The 25,592-nt window shown below is 68.8% G+C and carries 26 protein-coding genes and 1 tRNA gene; 13 read left to right on the top strand and 14 right to left on the bottom strand.

Going from position 1 to position 25,592, the window contains the following annotated elements; all coding sequences use genetic code 11:
• The first annotated feature begins 21 nt into the window (after positions 1 to 21).
• Entirely contained in the window at positions 22 to 669 is a 648-nt protein-coding gene (locus ABZX02_RS19740; RefSeq protein ID WP_355300028.1) for a histidine phosphatase family protein, read from the top strand.
• Here the strand turns inward: ABZX02_RS19740 and rpmF are convergent.
• From rpmF to ABZX02_RS19725, 3 genes are read right to left on the bottom strand one after another with little or no spacing between them, the layout of a single operon-like run.
• Positions 666 to 827, bottom strand: a complete 162-nt coding sequence (rpmF, locus tag ABZX02_RS19735) for a 50S ribosomal protein L32 (RefSeq protein WP_086666238.1) — start codon at positions 825 to 827, stop codon at positions 666 to 668. The two genes, ABZX02_RS19740 and rpmF, sit on opposite strands and share 4 nt — an antisense overlap.
• Positions 827 to 1,078: a type B 50S ribosomal protein L31 gene (locus ABZX02_RS19730; protein ID WP_355300027.1), complete on the bottom strand. Its 252-nt coding sequence runs from the start codon at positions 1,076 to 1,078 to the stop codon at positions 827 to 829. Before ABZX02_RS19730 ends, rpmF begins: the two co-directional genes overlap by 1 nt.
• Positions 1,075 to 1,959 (bottom strand): GTP-binding protein, encoded by an 885-nt coding sequence (locus ABZX02_RS19725; RefSeq protein WP_355300026.1) that lies wholly within the window; start codon positions 1,957 to 1,959, stop codon positions 1,075 to 1,077. Before ABZX02_RS19725 ends, ABZX02_RS19730 begins: the two co-directional genes overlap by 4 nt.
• Positions 1,960 to 2,010: 51 nt before the next feature.
• Here ABZX02_RS19725 and rpmB point away from each other — a divergent pair, with 51 nt between their 5' ends.
• Genes rpmB through rpsR form a run of 4 tightly spaced genes read left to right on the top strand, consistent with a single transcriptional unit; the run spans position 2,011 to position 2,931 of the window.
• Positions 2,011 to 2,241, top strand: coding sequence for a 50S ribosomal protein L28 (rpmB, locus tag ABZX02_RS19720; RefSeq protein ID WP_355300025.1), 231 nt, complete (start codon positions 2,011 to 2,013; stop codon positions 2,239 to 2,241).
• Positions 2,241 to 2,408 carry a 50S ribosomal protein L33 gene (rpmG, locus tag ABZX02_RS19715; protein ID WP_090097319.1) on the top strand — a complete coding sequence of 56 codons (168 nt, stop codon included), beginning with the start codon at positions 2,241 to 2,243 and terminating at the stop codon, positions 2,406 to 2,408. The genes rpmB and rpmG overlap by 1 nt, the downstream gene beginning before the upstream one ends.
• Entirely contained in the window at positions 2,408 to 2,701 is a 294-nt protein-coding gene (gene rpsN / locus ABZX02_RS19710; protein ID WP_355300024.1) for a 30S ribosomal protein S14, read from the top strand. Before rpmG ends, rpsN begins: the two co-directional genes overlap by 1 nt.
• A complete protein-coding gene (rpsR, locus tag ABZX02_RS19705) occupies positions 2,701 to 2,931 on the top strand; it encodes a 30S ribosomal protein S18 (protein WP_355300023.1) in 231 nt (76 codons plus the stop codon). The genes rpsN and rpsR overlap by 1 nt, the downstream gene beginning before the upstream one ends.
• On the opposite strand, the gene ABZX02_RS19700 is transcribed toward rpsR, so the two are convergent.
• Positions 2,879 to 3,178, bottom strand: a complete 300-nt coding sequence (locus ABZX02_RS19700; RefSeq protein ID WP_355300022.1) for a hypothetical protein — start codon at positions 3,176 to 3,178, stop codon at positions 2,879 to 2,881. The genes rpsR and ABZX02_RS19700 overlap by 53 nt on opposite strands.
• Positions 3,179 to 3,319: 141 nt before the next feature.
• Here ABZX02_RS19700 and bluB point away from each other — a divergent pair, with 141 nt between their 5' ends.
• Together bluB and ABZX02_RS19690 are read left to right on the top strand one after the other, a co-directional pair.
• Positions 3,320 to 3,952, top strand: coding sequence for a 5,6-dimethylbenzimidazole synthase (gene bluB, locus ABZX02_RS19695; protein WP_355300021.1), 633 nt, complete (start codon positions 3,320 to 3,322; stop codon positions 3,950 to 3,952).
• 86 nt (positions 3,953 to 4,038) lie between these two features.
• Complete coding sequence (locus tag ABZX02_RS19690; RefSeq protein ID WP_355300020.1) at positions 4,039 to 5,496, top strand: tetratricopeptide repeat-containing diguanylate cyclase; 1,458 nt, start codon at positions 4,039 to 4,041, stop codon at positions 5,494 to 5,496.
• Positions 5,497 to 5,515: 19 nt separating this feature from the next.
• On the opposite strand, the gene ABZX02_RS19685 is transcribed toward ABZX02_RS19690, so the two are convergent.
• Positions 5,516 to 6,163, bottom strand: coding sequence for a response regulator transcription factor (locus tag ABZX02_RS19685; protein ID WP_355300019.1), 648 nt, complete (start codon positions 6,161 to 6,163; stop codon positions 5,516 to 5,518).
• 450 nt (positions 6,164 to 6,613) lie between these two features.
• Between ABZX02_RS19685 and ABZX02_RS19680 the strand changes: the two genes are divergently transcribed.
• A complete protein-coding gene (locus tag ABZX02_RS19680) occupies positions 6,614 to 9,814 on the top strand; it encodes a penicillin acylase family protein (RefSeq protein ID WP_355300018.1) in 3,201 nt (1,066 codons plus the stop codon).
• Between the two features lie 50 nt (positions 9,815 to 9,864).
• Here the strand turns inward: ABZX02_RS19680 and ABZX02_RS19675 are convergent, their stop codons facing one another.
• The 6 genes from ABZX02_RS19675 to ABZX02_RS19650 all read right to left on the bottom strand — a co-directional run bounded on the left by ABZX02_RS19675 (position 9,865) and on the right by ABZX02_RS19650 (position 15,588).
• The gene (locus tag ABZX02_RS19675; RefSeq protein WP_355300017.1) at positions 9,865 to 10,581 is read right to left on the bottom strand and encodes a hypothetical protein; all 717 of its coding nucleotides are present in this window, start codon (positions 10,579 to 10,581) and stop codon (positions 9,865 to 9,867) included.
• A complete protein-coding gene (locus ABZX02_RS19670) occupies positions 10,578 to 12,443 on the bottom strand; it encodes a hypothetical protein (protein ID WP_355300016.1) in 1,866 nt (621 codons plus the stop codon). The genes ABZX02_RS19675 and ABZX02_RS19670 overlap by 4 nt, the downstream gene beginning before the upstream one ends.
• Positions 12,440 to 13,303: a hypothetical protein gene (locus ABZX02_RS19665; protein ID WP_355300015.1), complete on the bottom strand. Its 864-nt coding sequence runs from the start codon at positions 13,301 to 13,303 to the stop codon at positions 12,440 to 12,442. The genes ABZX02_RS19670 and ABZX02_RS19665 overlap by 4 nt, the downstream gene beginning before the upstream one ends.
• A 68-nt stretch (positions 13,304 to 13,371) precedes the next feature.
• Positions 13,372 to 13,965 (bottom strand): Crp/Fnr family transcriptional regulator, encoded by a 594-nt coding sequence (locus ABZX02_RS19660; protein ID WP_355300014.1) that lies wholly within the window; start codon positions 13,963 to 13,965, stop codon positions 13,372 to 13,374.
• 39 nt (positions 13,966 to 14,004) lie between these two features.
• Positions 14,005 to 14,742 carry an FkbM family methyltransferase gene (locus ABZX02_RS19655; RefSeq protein ID WP_355300013.1) on the bottom strand — a complete coding sequence of 246 codons (738 nt, stop codon included), beginning with the start codon at positions 14,740 to 14,742 and terminating at the stop codon, positions 14,005 to 14,007.
• Between the two features lie 9 nt (positions 14,743 to 14,751).
• Entirely contained in the window at positions 14,752 to 15,588 is an 837-nt protein-coding gene (locus ABZX02_RS19650; protein ID WP_355300012.1) for a hypothetical protein, read from the bottom strand.
• A 172-nt stretch (positions 15,589 to 15,760) separates the two neighbouring features.
• Here ABZX02_RS19650 and ABZX02_RS19645 point away from each other — a divergent pair.
• A tRNA-Arg gene (locus tag ABZX02_RS19645) sits at positions 15,761 to 15,836 on the top strand.
• Positions 15,837 to 15,911: 75 nt separating this feature from the next.
• Here ABZX02_RS19645 and ABZX02_RS19640 read toward each other — a convergent pair.
• Both ABZX02_RS19640 and ABZX02_RS19635 read right to left on the bottom strand, forming a co-directional pair.
• Positions 15,912 to 16,394 (bottom strand): hypothetical protein, encoded by a 483-nt coding sequence (locus ABZX02_RS19640; protein WP_355300011.1) that lies wholly within the window; start codon positions 16,392 to 16,394, stop codon positions 15,912 to 15,914.
• 91 nt (positions 16,395 to 16,485) lie between these two features.
• Positions 16,486 to 16,968 carry a GNAT family N-acetyltransferase gene (locus tag ABZX02_RS19635; protein WP_355300010.1) on the bottom strand — a complete coding sequence of 161 codons (483 nt, stop codon included), beginning with the start codon at positions 16,966 to 16,968 and terminating at the stop codon, positions 16,486 to 16,488.
• 28 nt (positions 16,969 to 16,996) lie between these two features.
• Here ABZX02_RS19635 and ABZX02_RS19630 point away from each other — a divergent pair, with 28 nt between their 5' ends.
• The 4 genes from ABZX02_RS19630 to ABZX02_RS19615 all read left to right on the top strand — a co-directional run bounded on the left by ABZX02_RS19630 (position 16,997) and on the right by ABZX02_RS19615 (position 23,493).
• A complete protein-coding gene (locus ABZX02_RS19630) occupies positions 16,997 to 17,938 on the top strand; it encodes a nucleoside hydrolase (RefSeq protein WP_355300009.1) in 942 nt (313 codons plus the stop codon).
• 46 nt (positions 17,939 to 17,984) lie between these two features.
• Complete coding sequence (locus ABZX02_RS19625) at positions 17,985 to 18,884, top strand: LCP family protein (RefSeq protein ID WP_355300008.1); 900 nt, start codon at positions 17,985 to 17,987, stop codon at positions 18,882 to 18,884.
• 248 nt (positions 18,885 to 19,132) lie between these two features.
• Positions 19,133 to 22,942 carry a hypothetical protein gene (locus ABZX02_RS19620; protein WP_355300007.1) on the top strand — a complete coding sequence of 1,270 codons (3,810 nt, stop codon included), beginning with the start codon at positions 19,133 to 19,135 and terminating at the stop codon, positions 22,940 to 22,942.
• Positions 22,943 to 22,995: 53 nt separating this feature from the next.
• A complete protein-coding gene (locus ABZX02_RS19615) occupies positions 22,996 to 23,493 on the top strand; it encodes a DUF2165 domain-containing protein (protein ID WP_355300006.1) in 498 nt (165 codons plus the stop codon).
• Here the strand turns inward: ABZX02_RS19615 and ABZX02_RS19610 are convergent.
• Complete coding sequence (locus ABZX02_RS19610; protein WP_355300005.1) at positions 23,468 to 25,477, bottom strand: diguanylate cyclase; 2,010 nt, start codon at positions 25,475 to 25,477, stop codon at positions 23,468 to 23,470. The genes ABZX02_RS19615 and ABZX02_RS19610 overlap by 26 nt on opposite strands.
• Positions 25,478 to 25,592 lie beyond the last annotated feature (115 nt).

Raw genomic sequence — 25,592 nt, 5'->3', positions numbered from 1 at the left:
GGACTGGGGCACGATGGTGAGGTGCGGATCATCCTGCTGCGCCACGGACAGAGCCTCGGCAACGTCGACGAGCTCGCCTACTGCCGCATCCCCGACCACGCCCTGCCGCTCACCGAGACCGGTGAGGACGAGGCCCGCGCGGCCGGCCCGACGATCAGGGGCCTGGTCGGCGACGGCCCGGTCGCGGCCTACGTCTCGCCGTACCAGCGCACCAGGCGGACGTTCCACCTGCTGGGCCTCGACGCCGAACGGGTCGTCACCGAGCCGCGGGTGCGCGAGCAGGACTGGGGCAACCTCCAGGACCCGGTGCAGCAGGAGGTGCTCAAGCACCAGCGGCACGCGTTCGGGCACTTCTTCTTCCGGCTGCCCAACGGGGAGTCCGGCGCCGACGTGGACGACCGCGTGGCGGCGTTCCTCGACGGCCTGACCGTGCGGATGCACAAGGACGAGGAGCACCCGAAGACGGTGCTGGTCGTGTCGCACGGGCTGACGATCAGGTTGCTGTGCCGCAGGTTCTTCGACTGGAGCATCGACCTGTTCGAGTCACTGTCCAATCCGGACACGTGTGAGCACCGGGTGCTCGACCACGACGGCACGGGGTGGAGGCTGGACCGTCCCTTCGACCAGTGGCGCGACTCACCGGACGGGACGGTCCAGCGCCCGGTCTAGAGCAGGCCCCGCTTGTACGCCGCGACGAGCCGCCGGGGCACGAGGAGTTCCTTGCCGTCCAACGTCCGCACGGTCACCAGGTCCGGCGCGGTGGCCTTCCACTGCGACCGGCGGTGGCGCGTGTTGGACCTCGACGTCTTGCGCTTGGGGACGGCCATCAGCGCTCTCGCTTTCCGTAGCGGCGGTTGAACTTCTCGACCCGGCCGGCGGTGTCCACGACCCGCTGCGTGCCCGTCCAGAACGGGTGCGAGTCGGCGGTGATGTCGACGACCAGCAGCGGGTAGGTGTTGCCGTCCTCCCACTCGATCGTCTTCGCCGACGTCGCGGTGGACCGGGTCAGGAACGTCTTGCCGGTGGACGCGTCCTGGAAGACGACCGGGTGGTAGTCGGGGTGGATACCGGGCTTCATACATCCAACTTTCGGATCGAGTCCACGAAGGACAGTTCGTCGTCGGTCAGCAGCGCGCCCTCGAAGGCCGCCGTGATGACGTCCGGCTCCCCCAGGGTGATCGCCACGATCTGAGTGGTCTTCCCGCCGCGCGGCCCGCCCTGCCCGACGTGCATGCCGCAGCCCGCGGATTCCAGGTGCAGCGCGACGTCCGGCTCGTCCGCGACCCACAGCCGGCCGCGCGAGCGCACGACCGTCCCGTCCAGCAACGAGTCGAGCGCCTGGTCGAGGCGGGCCGGGTGGAACGGCCGGTCCGAGGTGAACACCGCCGTCGAGACACCGCACTCGGGCGTCAGCGGCACCAGCCGCGGCCTGCTCGACCGCCGCACCACCACGGTCTCGGGCGTGCAGCGGTGTGCGCCGGGCGCCAGCCGGTCGAGCACGGCGAGCGTTCGTTCGTCCGCGTCCCCCTGCAGCACCAGCACGTCCGCCGCCTCGGCCTGCGCGACGACGACCTGCGCCACGGTCCGCTGGTCGCTGACCATCGAGGCGTCGCCGAGCGCGTCGTCCAGCCAGGTCGCCGCGTCGAGCACGGTGATCACGCACTCGACGTCGATGCCGAGCTTGCGGCGCACCGCGTCCGGTTCCAGCAGCGGGTCGAGGTGCAGCACGACGGTGTGGCCCGCGAGGTCCGCGAGCACCGAGCGCAGGTCCTCGCGGACCGTGCAGGACACGCAGCCGTGCAGCAGGTCGACGTCGGTCGCGACGCCGTCGACCCAGCGCCGCACGCACGTCTCCGCGGCGACGTGCCGCACGAGCACCGATCCGGGCCGGTCCCGCCACACCCGCACGGCCACGTCGTGGTCGACCAGCCCCGCCACCATAACGACAACGGTTTCCATGTGAGGTACCGTAGATGAAAACGAAAGTCGTTTCAAACAGGAAGGCCTCACATGCGTTGCCAGCTGACCGGCCGCGAGCCGGGCTTCGGCAACCGCGTCTCGCACTCCCAGCGCAAGACGCGGCGCCGGTGGAACCCGAACGTCCAGCGCAAGCGGTACTTCGTGCCGTCGCTGAACAGGTTCGTGACGCTCACGCTGTCCGCCAAGGGCATCAAGACGGTCGACAAGATGGGCATCGAGGCGGCCGTCGCCCGGCTGCGCTCGCAGGGGGTGAAGGTCTGATGGCCAAGAGCACGGACGTCCGGCCGATCATCAAGATGAGGTCGACCGCCGGCACCGGGTACACCTACGTGACCCGCAAGAACCGCCGCAACGACCCGGACCGCCTGGTGCTGCGCAAGTACGACCCGGTGGCGCGCAAGCACGTCGAGTTCAAGGAAGAGCGCTGATGGCGAAGAAGTCGAAGATCGCCGCCGATCAGCGCCGGCGCGAGGTAGTGGCCCGGTACGCGCAGCGGCGGGCCGAGCTCAAGGAGAAGCTGCGGCACCCCGAGACGCGCGCGGAAGCGTTGCGGGGCCTGCAGAAGCTGCCGCGCGACGCGTCGCCGACCCGGCTGCGCAACCGCGACACCGTGGACGGACGGCCGCGCGCCTTCAACCGGAAGTTCGGGCTGTCCCGCGTCCGGCTGAGGGAGATGGCCCACCGCGGTGAGCTGCCCGGCGTCTCGAAGGCGAGCTGGTGATGCGCGAGAAGCGGCCTTTGAAGCGCAGGCAGAACCTCCTCGCGAAGGAGGGCATCACCGTCGTGGACTGGAAGGACGCGACGCTGCTGCGCAAGTTCCTGTCGGACCGGGGCAAGATCCGGTCCCGGCGCGTGACCGGCCTGACGCCGCAACAGCAGCGCCAGGTCGCCACGGCCATCAAGAACGCGCGGGAGATGGCCCTGTTGCCGTACCCGTCACAAACGCGATGACCCGCACCGCCGCGCTGGCCAGGAGGGCCAGCGCGGCGAGCTGCACCAGCAACGCGAGCACCCAGGTCGTGTGTTCGTCGACCGTCAGATCGCCACGAACACCCACCAAGAAGGTCGCGTAGAGGCCCCAGCACTGCAGCGCGGCCAGGCCGGCACCGACGATCGTGGTGCGCAGCGAGACGGCCACCACGACGGCGGCGAGCAGGATCAGGGCGAGCAGCGGCCAGGCACCGGTGAACGTGGTCACGCCGACTCCCGCGCCGAATCCGAGAGCCGAGCCGTAACCACCTCTCATTCTTCGCATCCGATCGGTGTATCGCCTCAGGTGAGATCAGCGCCACCTCTCCAGCGTGAAGTTGGTGCTTTCGAGTGAGGCACGATCGGTCGAATGAACCTGTACGACGTGGTCCACCGCCGCAGGGACACCCGAGCCGAGTTCTCCGGCGAGGCGATCCCGGACGACGTGCTGCGCCGAGTGCTCACCGCCGCGCACGCCGCACCCAGTGTCGGACTGTCCCAGCCGTGGGACTTCGTGCTGGTGCGCGACGAGTCGACGCGGCGCGCGTTCCGCGACCACGTCCAGGCCGAACGCAGCGTCTTCGCAGCTCAGCTGGACTCCGAACGAGCGGAGACGTTCTCCCGCATCAAGGTCGAGGGCGTCCTCGAGTCCACCCTCGGCATCGTCGTCACCTACGACCCGGACCGGGGGTCGCCCGCGGTGCTCGGCCGGCACGCGATCGCGGACGCCGGGCTGTACTCGGTGTGCCTCGCGATCCAGAACCTGTGGCTCGCCGCGACCGAAGAGGGACTCGGTGTTGGCTGGGTGAGCTTCTACCGAGAAGATGTGCTGCGCCGTCTGCTGGACATCCCCACGAGGGTCCGTCCGGTTGCGTGGTTGTGCGTCGGTCCGGTTCGATCACTGCCCGAAACGCCCGACCTGGAACGTCACGGTTGGCGCAACCGGCTACCCCTCGACGACGTCCTGCACCACGATCGGTACGGGGCGCGACCGACCCGGTAGCCTGTGCGGGCCGCTCGGCGAGTCGGAACGGAGTCGATGAACGAGTGGAGCAGCGCGATCCGCTGGTAGCGGGCCAGATTCCGCGGTTGGACCGAGAGGTCCGCGCGTTGCTCAATGCTGGCCGCCTGCCGGAAGCGAACAGTCTTTTCGACGAGGTGGTCACCAAGGTGTCCCCCGGCGCCGACCGCTGGGTCCGGTCGGCGGTGCTGGTCAACCGGGCGGTGATGGCCTGGAGACTCGGCCGTATTCCGCTCGCGCTGGAATTGGCCGCCGAGGGGTGGACCGATCTCGACGCCGACCGTTCGGACAGCCCGGCCGTGGCGCAGACGATGGGCTCGCTCGGCTACCTGATGGAGGGCATCGGCAACCGCCGGGCCGCTCTGGACATGCTGCGGCTGTCCGTCCAGGTCGCCCGCCGCGCGGGCAACACCGACACGTTGGCGCACTGCCTGCAACGCCTGGGCGGCTCGCTGAACTTCCGCGCCTGCTCCGGCCCTCCGGCTGCGGCACCGGCGATCTTCGAGGAAGCGCTGGCGTACCTCGACGAGGGCCTGGGCATCGTCAAGGACGAGGTGCACCGGCGGGCGTTGATGGGCGCGCTGGGGCGTTCCCTGGCGGGCGTCGGGCAACTGGAGAAGGCCGAGGAGACGGCCGAGGAGACCCTGCGGCTCGCGTTGGACGCCAACGACCTGTGGGGGATCTCGGTCGGCAACTGGGTTCTCGCGGTCGTGCGTCGCGAACAGGGTGATCTCGACGAGGCGCGCACACGGGCGTCACGCGCGGTGTCGAACGCCGAACGCATCAACGACACGTCGTTGCTGCTGCGGTTCTCCACGGAGCTCGCGGACATCTGCCACGCGCTGGGCGACGCTTTCGGTGAGGCCGAGGCGTTGCGGCGGTCCATGCAGGCGTCCCGCACGGCCACGGAGACGTTGCAGGAGGGCCTCGGGCAGGCGTTGGAACAGCGCCGGGTGGCCGTTCAGGCGCAACGGCTCGCGGTGGCGGCGCAGGAGGCCGCGGCGCGCGATCCGTTGACGGGCCTCGCGAACCGCCTCGGACTGGAGCGCGCGGCGGCGGCGTTGCTCGAGTCGACGGCGGCGCGCGGCCGGGTGCCGTGGCTGGTGCTGGTCGACGTGGACTGGTTCAAGAGCGTCAACGACGACGCCGGGCACGCGACGGGTGACGCGGCACTGCGCGAGATCGCGGCGTTGCTGCGGCGCGAGTGCCGGGCGGACGACCTGGTGGCGCGCTGGGCCGGTGACGAGTTCGTGGTGCTGCTGGGCGACACCGGGCCGAACATGGACGTCGGCCCGAACGTGGCCGAGCGGATCCGCGCGGCCGTCGACGGGCACGACTGGGCGATGGTGCTCGGCGCGGTCCGCCGTCCGACGGTCAGCATCGGTGTCGCGGCGGGACCCGCCAAGCTGGACCAGCTGTTCGCGGCCGCGGACATGGCGCTCTACCGCGCCAAGCGCCACGGCCGCAACAGGGTCGAGGTCGAGCCCTCGGTCGACGAGGTGCCGGAGAGCGTGTCCGGGAACTGAGCTCCCGGCCCGCGCTCCGCTAGGCGATCAGGCCGCCGCGGTAGGCCACCAGCGCGGCCTGCACGCGGTTGACCGCGCCGATCTTGCCGAGCACGGACGAGACGTACCCCTTCACCGTCGCCTCCGACAGGTGCAGGGTGCCGCCGATCTCCGCGTTGGACATGCCCTGGCCGATCAGCACGAGCACCTCGCGCTCGCGTTCGGACAGGCTCTGGAGGAGCCTGCGTGCCGGCTCCGCCATTCGTTCGCCGTCGGCCACCGCCGCGAGAACCCTCGCCGCAACGCCGGGGTCGAGAACCGCGCCTCCGCGCGCGAGATCGCGCACGGCTTTGACGAGCTGTTCCGGTTCGGTGTCCTTGAGGAGGAAGCCGGCCGCGCCGAGACGCAGTGCTTCCGAAACGTATTCATCGACGTCGAACGTGGTCAGGATGCAGACCCTCGGTGGGTCCGGAAGGGTCCGCAGCCGCCGCAGCGCCACGAGTCCGTCCGAGGTGCGCATCCGGATGTCGAGCAGGACGACGTGCGGACGGTGCTGGCGCGCCAGGTCGGCTACCAGGTGTCCGTCATCGGCCTCAGCAACAACTTCGATGTCTCCGACGCTGTTCAGGATCATGCGAAGGCCGGAACGGACGAGGTCCTCGTCGTCGGCCAGCAGAACCTTGATCACGACGCCTCCCGCATTGGCGTTCCGTGCTCCCTCATGTTCGTGATCTTCGCGTACACCAGCCGAAGGTCACGTTAATTCTCAGTTATCTCATCATGTGGTTACAGATTTTCGAGATCACCGGCCGCGTTCACAGTTACCGGAATTGGCCGACGACTTCGCTGCGTAGGCGTGCCACCAGGCGTTAAGAGGGTTCATCGGAACGCTGAGTGACGAAACATGGAAATCTCACTGAGTGGAATCCGGTGTCAAAACACGGATACGCGCGGGGTAATCCGATTCAGATGTCTCAGATGGCCTCGTTTCTGCCCATATGGATTCCCGATCGCTTTCGGTATCGATACAGAGAACGTTCTTGTCGCGCGGGAAACGCGAAGGTCTTTCGCAATAGCCCTACCGGAAAGTAACGTACGTCACAACAGCCCTGCCCTGCACGGAGAGGAGCTTCGCGCGATGCGGAGAGCCAATCCGGTGACGTCCCTGCTGGCGACCGCCGCCGTCACCGCCTCCCTTCTGATCGTCCCGGCCGCCCAGGCCGAGGAACCCCCGCGCGCGGCCGCGTTCGCCGCCGACGACCACTGCCTCGGTCAGTGCGGCGACATCGTGCCGCCCGGCACCAACGGCAACGCGACGCTGGCCGAGATCCTCGGCCACAAGGCGTTCGGCACCAGGCCCGCGCACTCGGCCGACCAGCTCGGCAAGTACGACGCACTGGTGTCGGGGTACTCCGGCCTGACGAACTCCCAGTTGACGGACTTCTTCAACGACGCGTCGTTCGGCGTGCCGGCCGACCAGGTCGAGAGCACGGTGAAGCCGCGCGCCGACGTGACGATCGTGCGGGACAAGAAGATCGGCATGCCGCACATCACCGGCACCACGCGGTCCGGGACGATGTTCGGTGCAGGTTTCGCGGCCGCGCAGGACCGCCTGTGGCTGATGGACCTGTTCCGCCACCTCGGCCGCGGCCAGCTGACCGGGTTCGCGGGCGGCGCGCCGTCGAACCGGGTGCTGGAGCAGAGCTTCTACAACCAGATCCCGTACACCGAGGCGGACCTGCAGAAGCAGATCGACTCCGCGGCGGCCGGCGGCGGCGAGCGCGGGCGGCAGGCGCTGGCCGACGTCAACGACTACATCTCCGGCATCAACGCGTACATCACCCAGTCCGTGGCAGCGCGGAACTTCCCCGGCGAGTACGTGCTGACCGGGCACGCCGACGCGATCACGAACTGGAACGACATCCAGCCGTTCAAGGCGACCGACATGGTGGCGATCGCCGCGGTCGTCGGCGGCCTGTTCGGTGCCGGTGGCGGCGGCGAGGTGCAGTCGGCGCTCGTGAAGCTGGCCGCGCAGAACCGGTACGGCGCCGCGGTCGGCGAGCAGGTGTGGCAGGCGTTCCGGGCGCAGAACGACCCCGAGGCCGTGCTGACCCTCCACGACGGACAGTCGTTCCCGTACTCCGCCTCGCCCGCTTCCCCCGTCGGCGTGGCACTGCCGGACGGCGGCGTGGTCGCGCCGGAGCGGATGGTCTACGACGAGGTGGGCGGGACGGGCGCGTCCGTCGCCGTTCCCGCAACCGGTGACCTGGCCAAGGCGCGCGGGATGTTCGAGGACGGCGTGCTGCCTCCCGACCTGTTGAACAAGAAGCACGGCATGTCGAACGCGCTCGCGGTCTCGGGCGCCCACACCGACTCCGGCAACCCGATCGCCGTGTGGGGACCGCAGACCGGGTACTTCGCACCGCAGCTGCTCCTGCTGCAGGAGCTCAACGGCCCGGGCATCCGCTCGCGCGGCGTCTCGTTCGCCGGCGTCTCGATGTACGTGCAGCTCGGCCGGGGCGTCGACTACTCGTGGAGCGCCACGTCGTCCGGTCAGGACATCGTCGACACCTACGCCGTCGAACTGTGCAATCCGGACGGTTCGCCTGCGACCGCGGCTTCGTCTTCGTACCTGTTCCACGGCGCGTGCCTGCCGATGGAACGGCTGGAGCGCAAGAACGCCTGGAAGCCCACGGTCGCGGACGGCACACCCGCCGGCTCGTACACGTTGGTGATGTACCGGACGAAGTACGGCCTGGTGACGAGCCGCGCGACCGTCGGCGGCAAGGTCGTGGCGTACACGACGCTGCGCTCGACGTACATGCACGAGGTCGACTCGATCATCGGCTTCCAGGAGCTCAACGACCCGTCCGCGATCCGTTCGGCGGCAGACTTCCAGCGCGCGGCCAACAAGATCGGGTACGCGTTCAACTGGTTCTACGTGGACTCCCGCGACACCGCGTACTTCAACTCGGGCCTGAACCCGGTGCGCCGGTCCACAGTGGACCCGAACCTGCCGACCTGGGGCCGGGCCGAGTACGAGTGGGTCGGCTGGAACGGCGACGAGAACACCGCGTCGTACATGCCGTTCGCCGGCCACCCGAACTCGATCAACCAGGACTACTACATCTCCTGGAACAACAAGCAGGCCAAGGACTTCACGTTCGGCGGGTTCGGCCACAGCGCCGTGCACCGCGGCGACCTGCTGGATGTCCGCGTGCGTGCGCTCATCGCGTCCGGCCAGAAGGTCACCCGGGCCGCGCTGACCCGCGTGATGGCGGAGGCGGCCGTGGCGGACCTGAGGGCTGAGCAAGTGTTGCCCGAGTTGCTCAGGGTCGTGGAGTCCGCTCCGGTCGACGCCGCACTGGCCCCGGCCGTGCAGAAGCTGAAGGACTGGCAGCGCTCCGGTTCGTTGCGCAAGGAGACCGCGAAGGGCAGCAAGACCTACGGACACGCCGAAGCCATCCGAATCTTGGATGCCTGGTGGCCCCTGCTCGTCGAGGCGCAGTTCAAACCGTCACTGGGCGACGGGCTCTACAACGCCCTGGTGGCGGCACAGCAGATCGACGAGTCCCCGTCCGACACGCACGGCGCCGCCCCGCACAAGGGTTCGTCGTTCCAGTACGGCTGGTGGGGCTACGTGGACAAGGACCTGCGCAAGGTCCTCGGCGACCCGGTCCAGGGCGCGTTCCCGCAGTCGTACTGCGGCGGCGGCACCCTGACGGGCTGTCGCACGGCTTTGGTGAACTCCCTGGCGGCAGCCGCGGCCAAGCCCGCGACCACCGTCTACCCCGGCGACGCCGACTGCGCGGCAGGTGACCAGTGGTGCGCGGACACGATCATCCACCGCGCCATGGGCGGCATCACCCACGACAAGATCCACTGGCAGAACCGCCCGACGTACCAGCAGGTCGTGCAGTTCCCGTCCCGCCGGGGCCAGAACATCGGCAACCTCGCGGCCGGCCGCACCGCCACCGCGTCGTCGCACGAGAAGGGCTGGAACACCCTCCCACCGTCGAACGCGGTGGACGGAAACCCGACCTCCCGCTGGGCCAGCGACTGGAACGACAACCAATGGATCCAGGTCGATCTCGGCGCAGTGCAACGGATCGGTCGCGCGGTGTTGCGGTGGGAGTCGGCGTTCGGCAGGGGCTACCGCATCGAGATTTCCAATGACGGCACGAACTGGCGGAACGTTTTCTCCACAAGTGCTGGCGATGGAGGCGATGATGTCGTAGCGTTCACCCCACAGGACGCGAGATACCTCCGGATGACCGGTACCCAACGGGCTGGGCAGTACGGATACTCCCTGTACGAGCTTGAGGTCTACAGCTTGTAGGCCTTCGAGATGAGGACGCCGATCCACCCCCAGGGGTCGGCGTCCTCTACTTATGTCAGGCCCTGCAGTCGTGCCAGCTCGTCAGCGGCACCGTCGTGGCCGTACCCCTTCATCAGTCGCTGGATCTGATCGAGCACGTCCCAGCGGTTCTGCGGTTCGAGGCCAGGCATGGCCTCGCTGAGCGCGTCCGTCAATCTCCGCGTCCACGGTTCCGCCGCCTGCTCGGCGTGGATGATCCTGATCAACTGCTTGAAGACGTCCTCCTTGAGCAGCGCGTCTTCCACGTTGTACCCGGTGCGCCTGAGCCACCACAGCACGGCGTGCGGCAGGTCGGCGAGAACGTTCTCGCGCAAGTGAGCGATTTCCGCGAGTTCAGCGATGCGCTCTCGCCGCTGCTGCAGGAGCGCCGCACTGTGCTCGGTGAGCTCGACGTGCACGTTCTCCGTTCCGACCCACATCGGGTTGTTGGGCGTGACGGGTCTCGGGTGCCCGAGTTCGGCGGCGAGCACGTGCTGCATCATTTCGCTGCTCACGCCTTCCGCACGTACGAGCGGCGCCGCACGATCACGGATCGCCACGGCCGCGATCGAGGCAGGCGCAGGGTGCGTGCCCGCATTGCCCTCCGTCCACCAGACGATCGTCCACTCCGCACGCCATTCGATGTCGGGCTCTGCGCCCTGAAGGACTCCCGACCACTGTTCTCGCTGGTAAATACGCGGCGCGGGCGGCAACTGAGGACCGCGCTGCAGGCTCTGCCACCAGTTCATCGCCGCACCACCGGGTGCTGGGCGTCGATGCGGCTTCGCAGTTCGTCGTGCACTTCCCCGCGTCCTTCCTGTCGATCGCGTTTCCACCTGTCCACCGACATGCTCAGCAGGTTGAGCGCGCTGATGTCGTTGCTCGCCGCGTCCAGCACCACGTTGAACGCTGCCGCGCGCGCCTCGGGATCGATGGCGGACGCAGCGGAGAACCAGTCGCTCAAGCCGCGAACGACACCCGCGTGGTTGGAGCTGCCGAGAATCGCTCTCCAGGCGAGGACCGCCGCCTGCTCGGGCAACTGGAAACCGTTGCCGGGCAAAGTCATCTCACGTACGACGATCGCCGCAGCCGCCCATTGCTCGCCGGTGCTGGTCCACAGCCAGGCGGTCATCCGGGCGAGGACGACCTCTTCCTTGCCTTGGTCTTTGGCCAGCACGAGCAATGCCGCCTCGACCTGCCTCACCACGTCCGCTCTGTGATGACCGGTCAGGTGTCCGAGCCTGGTCAGTGCGAGTTGCGTGTGCAGTGCGCCGAACCTTGCGGCGCAAGCCTCGATGACCGCGCGGGCGAGCGGTGCCGGCAGATCGGGGTTCTTCGCCCACCAGTACATGCGACGGCGCACCTCCACCGTGGTGTTCTCGTCCACCGCGCCCTCGTCGAGCAGGCCCGCAGCGAGCAGAACGTTGTGGTGTGCCCACGCTGCCACGGCGGTCAACAACGGCTTCGCATCCCTGGTGTCGACGCAGAGTGCAAGAAGCCTCGCCGCGATCTCCCGCCGGGATTGCGGTTCGAGGTGCGCCTGGTCGTCGAACGGAACCTTGGTGATCCACTCGCTGATGTGCCCGCGCAGTTGCGGAAACCCGCGCCAGACGTGGTTCAACACCGACGTGTCGTAGTCGCGCCGGGTCAGCCGGATGCGCTCCGGCGTGCTTTCCGCGTTCGCCAGCTTCGACAGCCTGCTGACGAACCCCTCGCTCGCGAGGACCTGAGTCGGTTCCTCGTCCTGATGATTCGTGAGGTCGAGCAGGATCTGTTCGGCGCGGTAGATCGACTCGTGCCTACCGTTGTTCACCAGTGCCAACGCGAGGAGAGCACTGCGCTCACGAGCCTTCGCGGCGTCGAACTCCTTCGACAGGGTTCGCGCGTACTTGTGGAACTCCTCGAACGCGACCTTGACCGGATCCCCTTGCGGCGCGTCGTTCCAAGCCCGGATGACCAGGTCGGCGAAATGCGCCACATCTGCAGGATGCGCACCCTGCGCCAGATCGAGCCAGTCGGCATCCGCGAGCAGCGCGTCGAGCTGCTCGCGCGGCAAGTCATGGTGCAGGTGGGCACGGAGAACCGCGCTCGGCTCAGGCGACGACAGGTGCTGGTACACGTGACGGTATCTGCTTTGGAACTCTTCGCTCTCGTTACCGGACAACAGCACGACGACGTGGCCGTCCGGTACCTGCTCCCCGATGAAGCCACTGAGTTGAGCCTCGACGGGACGTGTGTCCTCCGCGGTGCGCAGGTCGATCAGCACCAGCGCGTCCTCGGCTACGCGACGTGGCCTGAGCTCGGTGCCCGGTTCGACCTCGATGTGCTCGATGGTTCGCGCCTCGTTGTGAACATCGTGCAGCAGGCACAAGGCTGCGGTTCGCACGCCACTGCTCGCGGTGAGCGGTAGGAACTTCCCGAGACGCAACTGTTGCACGGCAGCGTGGAAGCCGTCCGGCTCGACGAACCGGTCGCGCTGCCAGCTCACGGTCGTCGGCAGGATCTGGTCTCCGAACACCTGCCGCATCAGGCCGTCGCCGACACTGATGGTGATGAGATCGCGCCCAGCGATCGTGTTGTTGCGTCCGTCGACCTCGATCGTCGGGATCACGGACGGCCACCCCTGATGTCGCGCCCGGCAACCTTGTTGCTGTTGCCGCGCACGCTGATCCGGTTCGACTGATCGCGGTGGTCCTGCTTCAGATGACCGATGCTCCCGGCCTGCACAACACCACCCGAAACCTCACCCGAGACGTTGTTCTGGACGCCCTGCGCTCCAGCCCGTGGCTGCTCCTCTTCCACGTCCGGGCCGTCCTGCTCCTGGCTGAAGCCTCGGGACAACAGTTCGCCGGACGGCTTGGGAACGTGGAGGTGCGCGTCGCCGCGGAACTGCTTCACGGAGACCGAGGTCTGCACGTAGTCGCTCGACGGGTTGGTCGCATGACCGCCTAGAACGACGTCGTCGTACACCCGGTCCGAGATGATCGCGGCGAGGAACGTGATGTCCGGGTCCGAGAGCTCGAGCAGCCGGCGCACCTCAGCGGCGTCAACCAGCCTGTGCGCAGCCACGCGGCTGTCACCGCACCCGTCACCGAGGCGAGGAGAGTCCGACTCGTACAACGGCCCCACGGTGATGGCGGCTCGCAGGCGCAGCCTGGACTTCCGATCGCGGGACCGCAGAATTCGGTCGTAGTAAGCGAGTTCGTACTGCAGGGCGTCGAGGAACGGCCCGGTCAGCAGCGGCAACGTCTCCGGCCGGAACCCCACCGCGTAGCCGTCACCGGTGCTGTCGGGGAAACGCCGCTCGTCCCACACATCACCACGCCCCGCGCGTTCGAAGGCTCGCTGGAGCAGATCAGGAATGATCTCGGTGAACTCGCGCTGCTGCACGGCGGTATGACCGCTGTAGTTCTCCATGTCCACCACGAGCACCGCGCGGTAGGGAGGTAGATCTTCGGCTGGCTCAGTCATGCCGTTGACGGTGTCAGCGGGCCTCCGACCGTGCTGCGCAGCAGATACCACCTAGGAAGTGACCCAGGTCACTCAGCAAGTCGAATGGGGCTCGTCGAGACCAAGAAGTCCTGCTCGCACAGTTGCGTCAACGCCTTCACAACGGCGTTGCGCGACAGCCCGAGAGACTCAGCGAGCTTCGACTGCGACAGCGGGATGACCTGAGGTTCCGGGTGGTCGGCGTCAGCGAGCTGAGCGATCCGCTCGATCACGTCACGCACTCGCGTCTCCGTGCCACGAGAAGAAACCCTGGCCACGGTCTCCCGCAACTTGGCGACGACGTACTGGCCGAGCTGATCGCCGACCTTGTGCCTCTCGAGCACCCGCTTGAACGCGCCACGGGAAATGCTGAACGCGACGCAGGGCTCCATCGCGACCACCGTGGCCGACCGCGTGCCGCCGTCCTGCGCGGACATCTCGCCGAGCACGTCACCCGAACCGCGCACGGCCACCAGCAACGTCGAGTTCAGCACGCGAACCCGGCCCCGTTGCAACACCAGCAGCGACGTGTCCGGCGCTCCCTCGACCAGCAACGTCTCGTTGGCCTTGAAGTCACGCCTGATACCGGTGCTGCGCAACTCGTTCCACACGACCGCGGGCACCAGCGCCCGAAACCCTCGCACGACTCCTATCTACCCAAACGAGTGCCGGGCCGCAATCACCTAAGCGCGGAACAGGTAGTTCCTGATCTCGTCGCCGATCTGCCGCGTCGGCCTCCACTCCCCGCCGTGCCACGTGCTCATCCGGTACCCGCGGTCGGTCAGGAAGTCAGCGACGTCCTTCGCCTGGTACCCGAACCGCTCGACGTGCCGTTCCTCGATCTCGAGCAGGAACGCGGGCTTCAACCGCTCGATGGTCTCCTCGGCCCCTTCGAGGACCTTGAGCTCGGCCCCCTCGACGTCCGCCTTGACGAAGTCGAGCTTCGTGATCCCCTGCTCCTCGACGAAGTGGTCCAGCGTGTCCGTCTTGACCAGGACGTCCAGGTGCTGCTCGAACTCCTCGTTGGACCCGAGTCCGTTGGCCCCCACCGTGAGGAACGACCGCCCGGTCACCGGACTCCCGTGCCGCACCGGCACGGACATGACCTCACGCCCCTGCTTCTCGGCACCGAGAGCCACCGAGTGCCGCTTGATGTTGGCGCCTTCCCGCGGCCGCAACACGTACGACAGGGCAGGGTGCGCGAACACCAGCGGCTCGACGCTGTGCACAGTCCCTTGTGGACCGACCAGTCTCGAAAGTGTCACCGTGTAGAGCCCAAGAGCGGCCCCGACGTCCACGCAGACATCTCCAGGCCTGACGACCTTGCGGAGCCCGATCAGCTCCGCCTCGGCGTAGGGCGTGAGCCGCGCGAGGGCCCTCAACCCGGCGACAACCGCGGCACTGCGAAGTTGGGTCAACACCTCGCCAGCCTAGACGTGCCCGTTCCGGTGCTGTTCGCCCGCAGGCAACCCGACCCGGTCCGCGAACTCGGCCGCGACCCGCTCCCCGCCGTACACGCTCAGGGCCTTCACGAGGTGCAACCGCAGATCCCGCCGGTGCGAGTCCTCGAGCTCGGGCATCGCCCGCTCCACGCTGTGGACCAACGACTCGGCCCAGTGCATCGTGGGCTCCCGCTGCGCGATCTTCACCAGCTCGGCCAGGTGATCGGCCAGCTTGACCGCCTCCTCGACCTGGTACCCGTTGCGCTGCAACCACCAGATCGTCGCCGTGCCGACGTCCGTCAACACCTCGTCCCGCAGGTACCGCATCTCGGCCCGTTCCACGTCCCGCTCGGCCAACTTGAACGTGGAGTTCCTGAGCAGCTCGATGTGCTTCTGAGCCATCTCCAGGTCACCGTCGTGCACGCTGACCTTGACCTGCTCGGCCCGAGCCCACACGTGCGTCCCGGGCACCTGCTGCTCGGTGGCGAGCTCGTCCCCCAACTGCACCTGCAAGGCCGCGTGGTGCACCAACATCGCCTTGCCGCTGATCTCCTTGGCCCGCTGCAACACGTGGTGGATGGCAGCACTCTTGGGCGAGTTGTGCCGCAACCCCGTGGCGAGGTCCAACCGCCACACCACAGTCAGCCGGAGTTGGAAGTCCAGCCCGTAGACCGCACTGGCCAACGGCGTCTCGAACTCCTGCTGATGACTGCTGGCCGGCGGCACGAAGGTGATCTCCTCGACGCGCCGCGGCACCCTCCGACGCCACCAGGCCTTGAGGGAACCGAGCGGGCCAGGACGGAAGTCGGGCCAAGGTCTGCTCACGCACCCTCCCTACCTGACGTTTGTGCCCGGCAGAAGGTGGCCTGCCTCACTTCCCTCCAACGGCCGCAGGGCCTTGGCGCCGCTCCTCACGGTGCGTGAGCGGGGTTCGTGCACCTCTAGGCGGGGGCGCTGGTCAACTCGGTGGCGGGGTCCCGGTAGACTGCTGTCGCCAGCCCTAGTAGCTCAGGGGATAGAGCATCGGTTTCCTAAACCGTGTGTCGCAGGTTCGAATCCTGCCTGGGGCACCACCTTTCGCCGGGTGAAATCAAGCTCTGACCAGCGGCAACGCGGTCGGAGCTTGATCTTTTCCAGCCCCTGGCGCATCAGGCTCCCGAACGGACGTGCGCGATGTACGGCTCGTAGGCCGAGAGATCGCGCCCAGGCTCGTACCGGCTCAGGTAGTAGTAGTCGGCGATGATGTTCGCCTGCTGCTCGGTGTTGAAGTCGCCGAACGACCGGCCGCGCAGGCCCTCGGCGCCGCCGTAGTCGTAGAGGCTCTTCTTGAAGAAGCCCGCGATGGCGGTCGGCAGGAGGCTGAGGATGCTGCGGCCGTGCTGGTACTGGTAGGCGTGCGTCAGTTCGTGGACCAGCCAACGTTCGAAGCGGGCCTGGTGTTGTGGTGTGGTCAGGACGCCCTTGGGGAACGTGACGAGACGCGGGAGAGTGCGGGCCACGCCGAAGCTGCCCAGGATGCCGCCTTCGGCCAGTCGGAGGGCGCTCACGTCCAGGGCTTCGCCGAAGACCTCGCGGGCTATCGAGGTCTCGTGCTCTTCCAGGTTGCGGCGGAAGGCTGCTCTGAACGCCATGGCGGCTCCCCTCTTCTGTGGTGATGGTAGGGCTTACCGGCAGAAGACTTGTTGTGCGCCAACGGTCAGGTGCTCGACGAGTACGCCGTGCTCACCCTGCGGCGCCGCTGAGCCGGTAGCGGATCTCCTTCAACTCCACGCCGTCGATGGTCTCGGTCTTCTCGAGGCCGTCGACGCGGAACCCGAGCCGCTCGTAGAACCTCCGGGCCCGCGGGTTCTCCTCGAACACCCACAGCACCACGTCGTGCTCGCCTGCCAGCGCCGCCCTGGCCATCTCGTAGCCGAGGCCGGTGTCGTACGCCGAGGCCAGCACGTAGATCGCGTAAAGCTCGAACGCCGCGTCGGGCTCGCGCGACGGCCCCACGGCGACGAACCCCACCACCTCGCCGTCCGCCAGGCCGACCCACACCCCGCCGCGCGGGATGGAGCGCTCCCACATCGCCGTGCAGGACTCGACCGAACGGCCGTCGAGCACGGAGTCCGGGACCAGGCCCCGGTAGGCGTCCTTCCAGGCCTGCACGTGCACCGCGCCGACGGCGGGCGCGTCCTCGACGACGGCGGGTCGAACTCTCACGGCATCCCCCAATGGCATGATCGAACGCATGCGGATCATCGTCGACGCGGACCCCGGCATCGATGACGCCCTCGCTTTGTACTACCTGCGGGCACAGCCGGAAACCGAAATAGTCGCCATCGGCACGGTCCACGGCAACGTGCCGGTCGAGCAGGCCACCGCCAACGCGCTGCGGCTCGTCGAGCGCCTGGACCTGGACGTCCCGGTGGCCATGGGCGCCGCCAAGCCGCTGGCCCAGCCGCTGCGGACCGCCGAGGACGTGCACGGCCGGGACGGGCTCGGCGGCCACGCGGGCGACGAGCCCGCCGGCTCCCCCACCGGGCAGAGCGCCGCCGAGCAGCTGGCGGACCTGGCCCGGCAGCACCCCGGTGAGCTCGACCTCCTCGCCATCGGGCCGCTCACCAACGTCGCCCTCGCCCTGCAGATCGAGCCGCGCCTGCCGCAGCTGCTCGGCAAGGTCGTCGTCATGGGCGGCGCGCTCAATGTCCCCGGCAACATCACCTCCCACGCCGAGGCCAACTTCTGGCACGACCCGGAGGCGGCCGACCTGGTCCTCGCGGCCGGCTTCGACGACCTCACGATCGTCGGCCTCGACGTCACCATGGAGAGCCACGCGCCGCAGGAGTGGCTCGACGCGCTGCCCGAGGACTGCTACCCGCGCCGGATCCTCGGCTTCTACGCCGACTTCTACGGCAGCTTCCTCGGCAAGAAGGGCTTCGTCCCGCACGACCCGCTGGCCGCCGCGGTCCTGGTCGACCCCGGCCTCGCGACGTACGCCGAGGACCGGTTCGCGATCGAGCTCACCGGGCGCTACACCCGCGGCAAGATCGTCGCCGACCAGCGCTTCCTGGCCCCGGACAGCCCGTTCGGCCGCGACATCGCCACCGAACGCGCCACGGCCCGGTACGCCGTCACGGCCGACCACGCCACCTTCCACGACCGGTTGAGGCGCGCTGTGACACAACCATGACGAACCACCGACGGGACCTGGACAAACGCCGGGGACCGTAGGAGACATGAACGTCCACTTGAAACGATGGCTCGTGGTCTCGGGGGCCGCCGTGGTCATCGCGGCGGGCGTCGTGGTCGGGGGTTCCTACTGGCGGCTGGAGAGCAATCTCAAGACCGTCGATCTCGCGAGGGAGATCACCCACCCCAGGCCTCCGTCGACGCCGGGCCGCCCCCTCAACATCCTGCTCCTCGGCAAGGACGACGACCGGTCCGACACCGCGATGGTCGTGCAGCTGAACGCGAAGGGCGACCAGGCCCGCGTCATCAGCATCCCGCGCGACACGATGGTGCCGAGGCCGCAGTGCGGGACCAACCCGCCGTCCGCGCTCGCCATGTTCAACAGCGCCTTCTCCACGGGCGGCGCCGCGTGCACGGTGGCGACGGTCGAGCAGATGAGCGGGATCCGGATCGACCACTTCGTGCAGATCGACTTCAACGGCTTCCGCGACCTGATCGACCGGCTCGGCGGAATCGACGTCACGATGCCCGAGGCGATCGACGACGAGAAAAGCGGACTGCAGGTGCCGGCCGGTCCGGCGAAGCTGAACGGAACCCAGGCGCTCGCATTCGTGCGCACCCGGTACAGCATCGGAGACGGCAGCGACCTGAACCGCATCAAGAACCAGCAGCTCTTCATGCGTGCGTTGAGCGAGAAACTGGCGAACGAGAACTGGCTCGCCAGTCCCGCGAAAACCCTCGAACTCGCCGACGTCCTCACCAAGTCCATCGTCACGGACTCGGAAATCGGCTCCATTCCGGAACTGGCCGATCTCGCGGGCAAGCTCACCGCGTTGAAGCCGGACGCCATCACCTACGTGACGCTGCCGACCGAGACCTACCCGCCCGATCCGAACCGCGTCCAGCCCAGGCAACCCGAGGCGGACGCCCTCTGGCACGCCGCCTGACCTAGCAGGCGGCCCCCTGCCACTCACTCGGCCACGGCTGAGGAGACCCCCAGCGGTGCTCCTCAGCCGTGGACGTTCTACCCCAGTCAGCCACCAGCACTTCGACGGTCTCCCCATCTCGTGAAGGACGTGGAGTCGAGGTTGTCAGACCACCTCGTTATGGTGGGTTCCTGACTGCCTGTCCGGTGCGTGCGCCGCAGCTCAGACGGGCGGTCCTCGTTTTCCGGTCCGGACGAGGAGGAGGCCGCTTGGGACCCCGTGGTGTCTTCGCGGAGCGCTTCGCGCTGCTCTACGCGGAGGCAGGCGACCCGCCCCTGAAGCGGGTCACGGAGTCGGTCGCCCGTGCCCGCCGGACGGACGAACAGGGCAGGCCCCTGCGCGTTCCGGCGCAGCGGGTCAGCGACTGGCGGCGCGGGCGCAACGTGCCCGCGCGGTTCAGCGGCTTGAGCGCGGTCCTCGACGTGCTGGTCGGCGAGGCCCGCAAGCGCAGGCCCCAGCAGGCGATCGACGGCCTGTACGACCTGGACGCGTGGCGCGCCCTCTGGGAAGAGGCGCTCGCGAGTCCTGTCACGGAACCGGACACGCCTCCTCAAGAAGACGACTCCGTTTGCCCGTACATGGGTCTGAGCGCTTTCGGACCGCAGGACGCGAATTGGTTCTTCGGCCGGGAAAGGGCGACCAACGCACTTCTCGACCGGCTCGACGACAACGGCATCACAATGCTCGTCGGCGCGTCCGGAGCCGGGAAGTCCAGCGTGATGAAAGCCGGTGTCCTGCCGCGGCTCGGCAAAGACGCCGTCGTCATTTCCCCCGGCACCGATCCGCTGAAGGAGCTCGCCCTCCAGGTGCCGGAGCTGATCCACGTGCTGGAGTCGGCGGCCGGGCAGGACGTGCTGGCCGACTTCGCGCGGGAGGTGCAGTTCGCGGTCGGCGAGCGGGTCGTGATCGTCGACCAGTTCGAGGAGGCGTTCACCCTCGGCGGCGACGAGGACCGGCTGCGGGTCTTCGTCCAGGCCCTGCACGCGGCATCGCGCAAGACGGCGGTCGTGCTCGGCGTGCGGGCCGACTTCTACGCCCGCTGCCTCGACTTCCCCGAGCTCGCCGAGGCCCTGCAGACCAGGCAGATGGTGCTGAGCGCGATGTCCGCGGCCGAGGTCCGCGACGCCGTGACGAACCCGGCCAAGGCCGCGGGCCTGCAGCTCGAACCCGGGCTGGTCGACCTCATGCTGCGCGACCTGGGCACCCACAACCGCCGCGGCAAGGACGCGTACGACGCGGGCGCGCTCCCCCTGCTCAGCCACGCGCTGCTGGTCACGTGGCAGCGCCGGCAGGCGGGCCGCCTCACGATCGCCGGCTACCGCGCCGCCGGGGGCATCCAGGGCGCGGTCGCCGCCACCGCCGAACGGGCCTGGTCCGACCTCGACGAACCGGCCAGGGCGGCCGCCCGCCAACTGCTGTTGCGCCTGGTCAGGGTGGGTGACGACACGCAGGACACCCGCCGCCGCTCCAGCCGCCACAGCCTGCTGGAGGCGAGCGGCAACCTGCCCGCCACCGAACGCGCGCTCGAGGTCCTCACGCACGCCCGCCTGATCACCACGGACTCCGGCTCGGTGGAGATCACGCACGAGGCGCTGCTGCAGGCCTGGCCCCGGCTGCGCAGCTGGATCGACGAGGACCGCGCGGGCAACCTCACGCGGCAGCGGCTGGAGGAGGACGCGGCGGCGTGGTCCACGCACGACCATGACTCGTCGCTGCTCTACCGCGGCGCACGGCTGGAGGGCGTGCGGCAGCAGCAGGACGTCACCACGATCGCGAAGGAGTTCGTGCGCACGTCCGAGCGCCAGCACCGCAAGAGCGTCTGGCTGCGCCGGTCCGCGGTCGCGCTGGTGGCGGTGTTCGCGCTGATCGCGGCGGGCGCGGCGGTGATCGCGGTGAACCAGCGCAACGACGCCCAGTTCCGGCAGGTCGTCGCGGAGGCCGACCGGCTGACCGGTAGCGACCCGTCGCTGTCCGCGCAGTTCCTGATGGTCGCGCACCGCATGCGCCCCGACGACCAGGGCGTGGTCGCGAAGCTGCTCGCCACCCAGCAGGTCCCGCTGGCCGTGCCGCTCGTCGGCCACACCGGCGCGGTCTACCTGACGACGTTCAGCCCGGACGGCGCGCTGCTCGCCACCGCGAGCTACGACCGCACCGCGCGGCTCTGGGACGTGCGCGACCGCAGCCGCCCCAAGCAGGTCGCCGTCATCGCCGACCACACGAACTGGCTGAGCTCGGCGGTGTTCTCCCCCGACGGCAAGGTCCTCGCGACCACCGGCCAGGACGCGACCATCCGGCTCTGGGACGTGACGGACCCGGCGAAGCCCAGGAACCTGCACACGATCCAGACCGGCAACGGCCCGTCGTACCTGCTGGAGTTCAGCCCGGACGGCACGCTGCTCGCCGCGGCGAACGAGGACCGCTCGGCCCGGCTGTGGGACGTGCGCGACCCGGCGAACCCCGAGCCGTCCGGCGAACCGCTGCGCGACCACACCGCCGCGGTGCGCTCGCTCGCGTTCAGCCCGGACGGCAGGACCCTCGCCACCACGGGCGACGACCAGACGATCCGGTTGTGGGACGTCGCCTCGCGCACGCGGATCGGCAAGCCGATGACCGGCCACACCCTCGGCATCCACACCGTGGCGTTCAACCCCGACGGCACACTGCTCGCGAGCGGCTCCGACGACAAGATGGTGCGGCTGTGGGACCCGGCCTCGCAGGACCCGGTCGGCCAGCCGCTCGTCGGGCACACCGGGCCGGTGTGGTCGGTGAAGTTCAGCCCCGACGGCCGGACGCTCGCCTCCGGCGCTTCCGACGCCACCGCGCGGTTGTGGAGCCTCAGCAACCCCGCCGCGCCGACCCCGCTCGGCCGCCCGCTCCAGGCCCGCGGCGCGGGCGTGTTCGCGATCGGCTTCAGCCCGGACGGCGACGCGCTCGCGACCGGGTCGCTGGAGAACGCCGTCAACCTGTGGTCGCTGCCCAACGCGATGCTGCTCGGCCACTCCTCACTCGTGACGACGCCGTCGTTCAGCCCGGACGGCAAGATCGTCGCGACGGGCTCCGGCGACAAGACCGCGCGGCTCTGGGACGTCTCGAACCCGCAGCACCCCAAGCAGATCGGGCAACCGCTGACCGGCCACGAGCGGACGGTGAGCAGGCCGCGGTTCCGCCCGGACGGCAAGGTGCTCGCCACCGCGGCCGGCGACAAGACGGTGCGGCTGTGGGACGTGGCCGACCCGGAGCACCCGAAGCTGCTCGGCGCACCTCTCGTGCTGGAGAACAGGTTCGCGGCGTGGGCGCTGTTCCGCCCGGACGGCGAGGTGCTGCTCACCAGCAACACCGACGAGTCGGTGCGGCTGTGGGACGTCCGCGACCCGGCCAAACCCGTGCCGCTCGGTCCCCCGATGACGGGCCACGACGCGTACGTCAACGACGCCGAGTTCAGCCCCGACGGCCGCACGGTCGCCACGGCGAGCAGCGACAAGACCGTGCGGCTGTGGGACGTGAGCGACCCGGGGCGGCCGCGGCAGCTGGGCGAGCCGATCAAGGACCCCCAGGTCGTGAACCAGGCGATCTTCACGGCGGACGGCGGCACGCTGATCACCTCGGGCCAGCACAAGGTGATCAGGTTCTACGACGTGCGCGACCGGGAGCACCCGCGCCTCGTCAGCGAGCTCTCCGGGCACACCGGCACGATCAGCGCGATCTCGATCAGCGCGGACGGCAGGACGCTGGTGAGCAGCAGCGCGGACCGCACGTTCCGGCTGTGGAACGTCGAGGACCCGGCCAACCCGACCTACCTCGGCCGGCAGATCGCGGGCGACTGGGCGGCCGAACCGCTGGCCCAGTTCGCCCCGCACGGCAGCCTGCTCGCCACCGGCAACGCGGACGGCATCGTGCGGCTGTGGGACCTCGACGTCGAGCACGAGATCAGCCGCATCTGCACGGCCACCCGCGGCGTGCTGACCCCGGAGCTGTGGCAGGAACGTCTGTCTCAGATGGACTTCCGGGATCCGTGCTGATCCTCACCGCGCAACTGCCTCACGGGCCGCACCGTTTCGGTTACTGTCCGCCCATGCGTCTTCTTGCTCGGGTCGGCAGCTTGCGCGCGGTCGTCGCGGTGACCGTCGGGTTCATCGCCCTCAACATGATTCTCGTGGTGCTCGGCAACGTCACGGACTACGGCACGAACGAGGCGTTCGTGCAGCACGTCCTGGCCATGGACACCACCTTCGGCGAGGGGCTGAAGTGGCGGGCGATCACCAGTCCCGCGATCGTCACCCTCGTCTACGTCGCGATCATCGTGTGGGAGGCGATCTCCGCGGTCCTGCTGACCGCCGGCACCATCGCGTACCTGCGCGACAAGGAGGACAGCGCGCGCAAGTTCGCGTCCGCGGGCCTGCTGATGGTCGTGGCGCTGTTCCTCGGCGGCTTCATCACCATCGGCGGTGAGTGGTTCGCGATGTGGCAGTCGAAGGACTGGAACGGCATCGGCGCGGCCCTGCGCATGGTGACCATCGCCGGCTTCGCGCTGATCCTCGTGCACCTCAGCCCGCGTCGGGCCACTCCGTAGTCGGCTCGACGCAGAACACCGGCCCGACGCCCGCGTCGGCCCCGAGTCCACCCCACCAGTCGCGCTGCTCGGCGTCCTCGACCGGGTCGACCACGACGATGCCACCGGCCTCGTGCACGAACCCGATCAGGTCGCTGAGCACGTGCGACACCAGCTCGTCCGGCTTGCGGCAGCGCCCCTTCATCCGCACGGCCCGCACCCCGAGCGAACGCACGAGCTCGATCTCCTCGGTGGACCCACGAAAGTCGCGCGCACCGATGTGGATCCCCATGTCCGACAACAGTTCCAGGTTGTCGGCGGCCTCGCTGTCCTCGGACGCGAGCACGTGCACGGGGAACCCGAGCAGCAACCGCCCGGCCTGCAACCCGGTGTCCGCGAGCACGCGCCGCACGTCGCGAACGAGGTCGGGGTTGTTGGCCATGCTCTCGGTCAAGCAGACGGCGAGCATCTCGTCGTGCTGACAGGCGGTCTCGGCGGCCGTCCGCAACATCCACTCGCCGAGCGGCAACATCAGCCCGGTGTGCTCGGCCATCGACGCGCACTTCTCGTGCGTGATCAGCCCGGCGTCCCGGTGCCGCCAGTTGAGCTCGGCCTCGACACACACCCGCGCCGACCCGTCGAGCAGCATGACGGGGTTGAACACGACCTCGATCTCGCCGCTCTCCCACGCACCGGGCATCACGGCGGCGAGCGCGAACTCCTCCTGCTCCCGCTTGTCCTGCGTGGCGTCGTGCAGCCCCCACTGCCGCCGCCCGACCCGCTTGGCCCGCCGCAACGTCATGTCCGAGGCGCGCAACACCTCGGCGGGATGATCACCGGAGTGCAGCCGCGGCAACACCCCGATCGTCGCCGACACCGCCACCCCGTGATCACCGAAGTAGACGGGCTCGGCCAGCTCGTGCTCGATCATCCGGATGGTCGAGTCGACGTCGGGCGTCTCGGGCCCGTTCTCGACCAGCACGGCGAACTCGTCGCCCTCGAGCCGCGCCACCATCGCCTTCTCGCTGGAGAACACCGCGCTGAGCCGCTCGGCGACGAGCTTGAGCACCTTGTCCCCGATCTCGCGCCCGAGCCCGTCCGTGATCACCGCGAAGGCGTCGAGGTCGAGGTGGTACAGCGTCACACCGTGCTCGATGTCGCTGTGCAGCAACGATTCCAACCGAGTGGTCAGGTACTGCCGGTTGGGCAGCCCGGTCAACGCGTCGTGCAACGACTGGTACTGCAACCGCCCACCGAGCAACGTGAGCTGGCTGTCGTCGTCGATCATCACCACGTAGTGCACCGGCTCGTCCTCGGCGTCCCGCTGCATCGTCGCCGCGAGCAACACCCGGAAGTGCTCCCCGTCCCGATCGATGAGCCGAGGCCGCTCCTCCACCCGCCGCATCCGCCCGTACCGCAACCCGGCCAGCGCGTCGTTGACGAGCGGCAGGTCGGCAGGAGCGATCAGGTCGACGAGCGTCATCCCGGCAACGTCCTCCCGCCGCAGGATGGTGCACAGGGCCTCGTTGGCCCGCGTCAACGCCCCGTCGAGCCCGACGATCGCGATCCCGGTGGACGAGTGCTCGAAGATGTCCTCGAACCGCTCCTCACTGGCCTGCAGATCCAGCTGAACAGCCCGGTTGGCCCGTAACAGGGCCTGACTGACACTCTCCTGCTGTTCCAACACGAAAGACTGAATGGCCGCGGTATAAGCAGCAGACACGGCCCCGATCACCAACGCGGCCCGCCGAGCATCCGCCCCTTCCTGCACGACGAACTCGGCGAGCACCTCCAGCGACGCGGGCAAGCTCTCGGCACCAACGCAGTGGATCTCGACGAGCCGAGTCCCCACCACGGAGGCAACGGCAGGATCCTCGACCAGGGCCTCGGCGACCACGTTGAGCAGCTCGTGCAGCTCCTCGATCAGCTTCGCGGCAGAGAACGGTATGTACGCGGTCCGACTGACCTTCGCAGCCCAGCCGCGCGCCAACTCGTCACGTCCCACCGGACGTGACGGTCTCGCGTCGTCTTGGCTCGGCAATCCGTTCCACCTGACCTGCTCGGCGAGCAACGCCGCAGAAGCCTACCGCCAGCAATCCACACCGTCCCATCGCGCGGGC

The organism is Lentzea sp. NPDC003310, assembly GCF_040610935.1.
In the GTDB taxonomy this organism is placed as follows: Bacteria; Actinomycetota; Actinomycetes; order Mycobacteriales; family Pseudonocardiaceae; genus Lentzea.
This window is presented reverse-complemented; position numbering and strand designations above follow the sequence as displayed.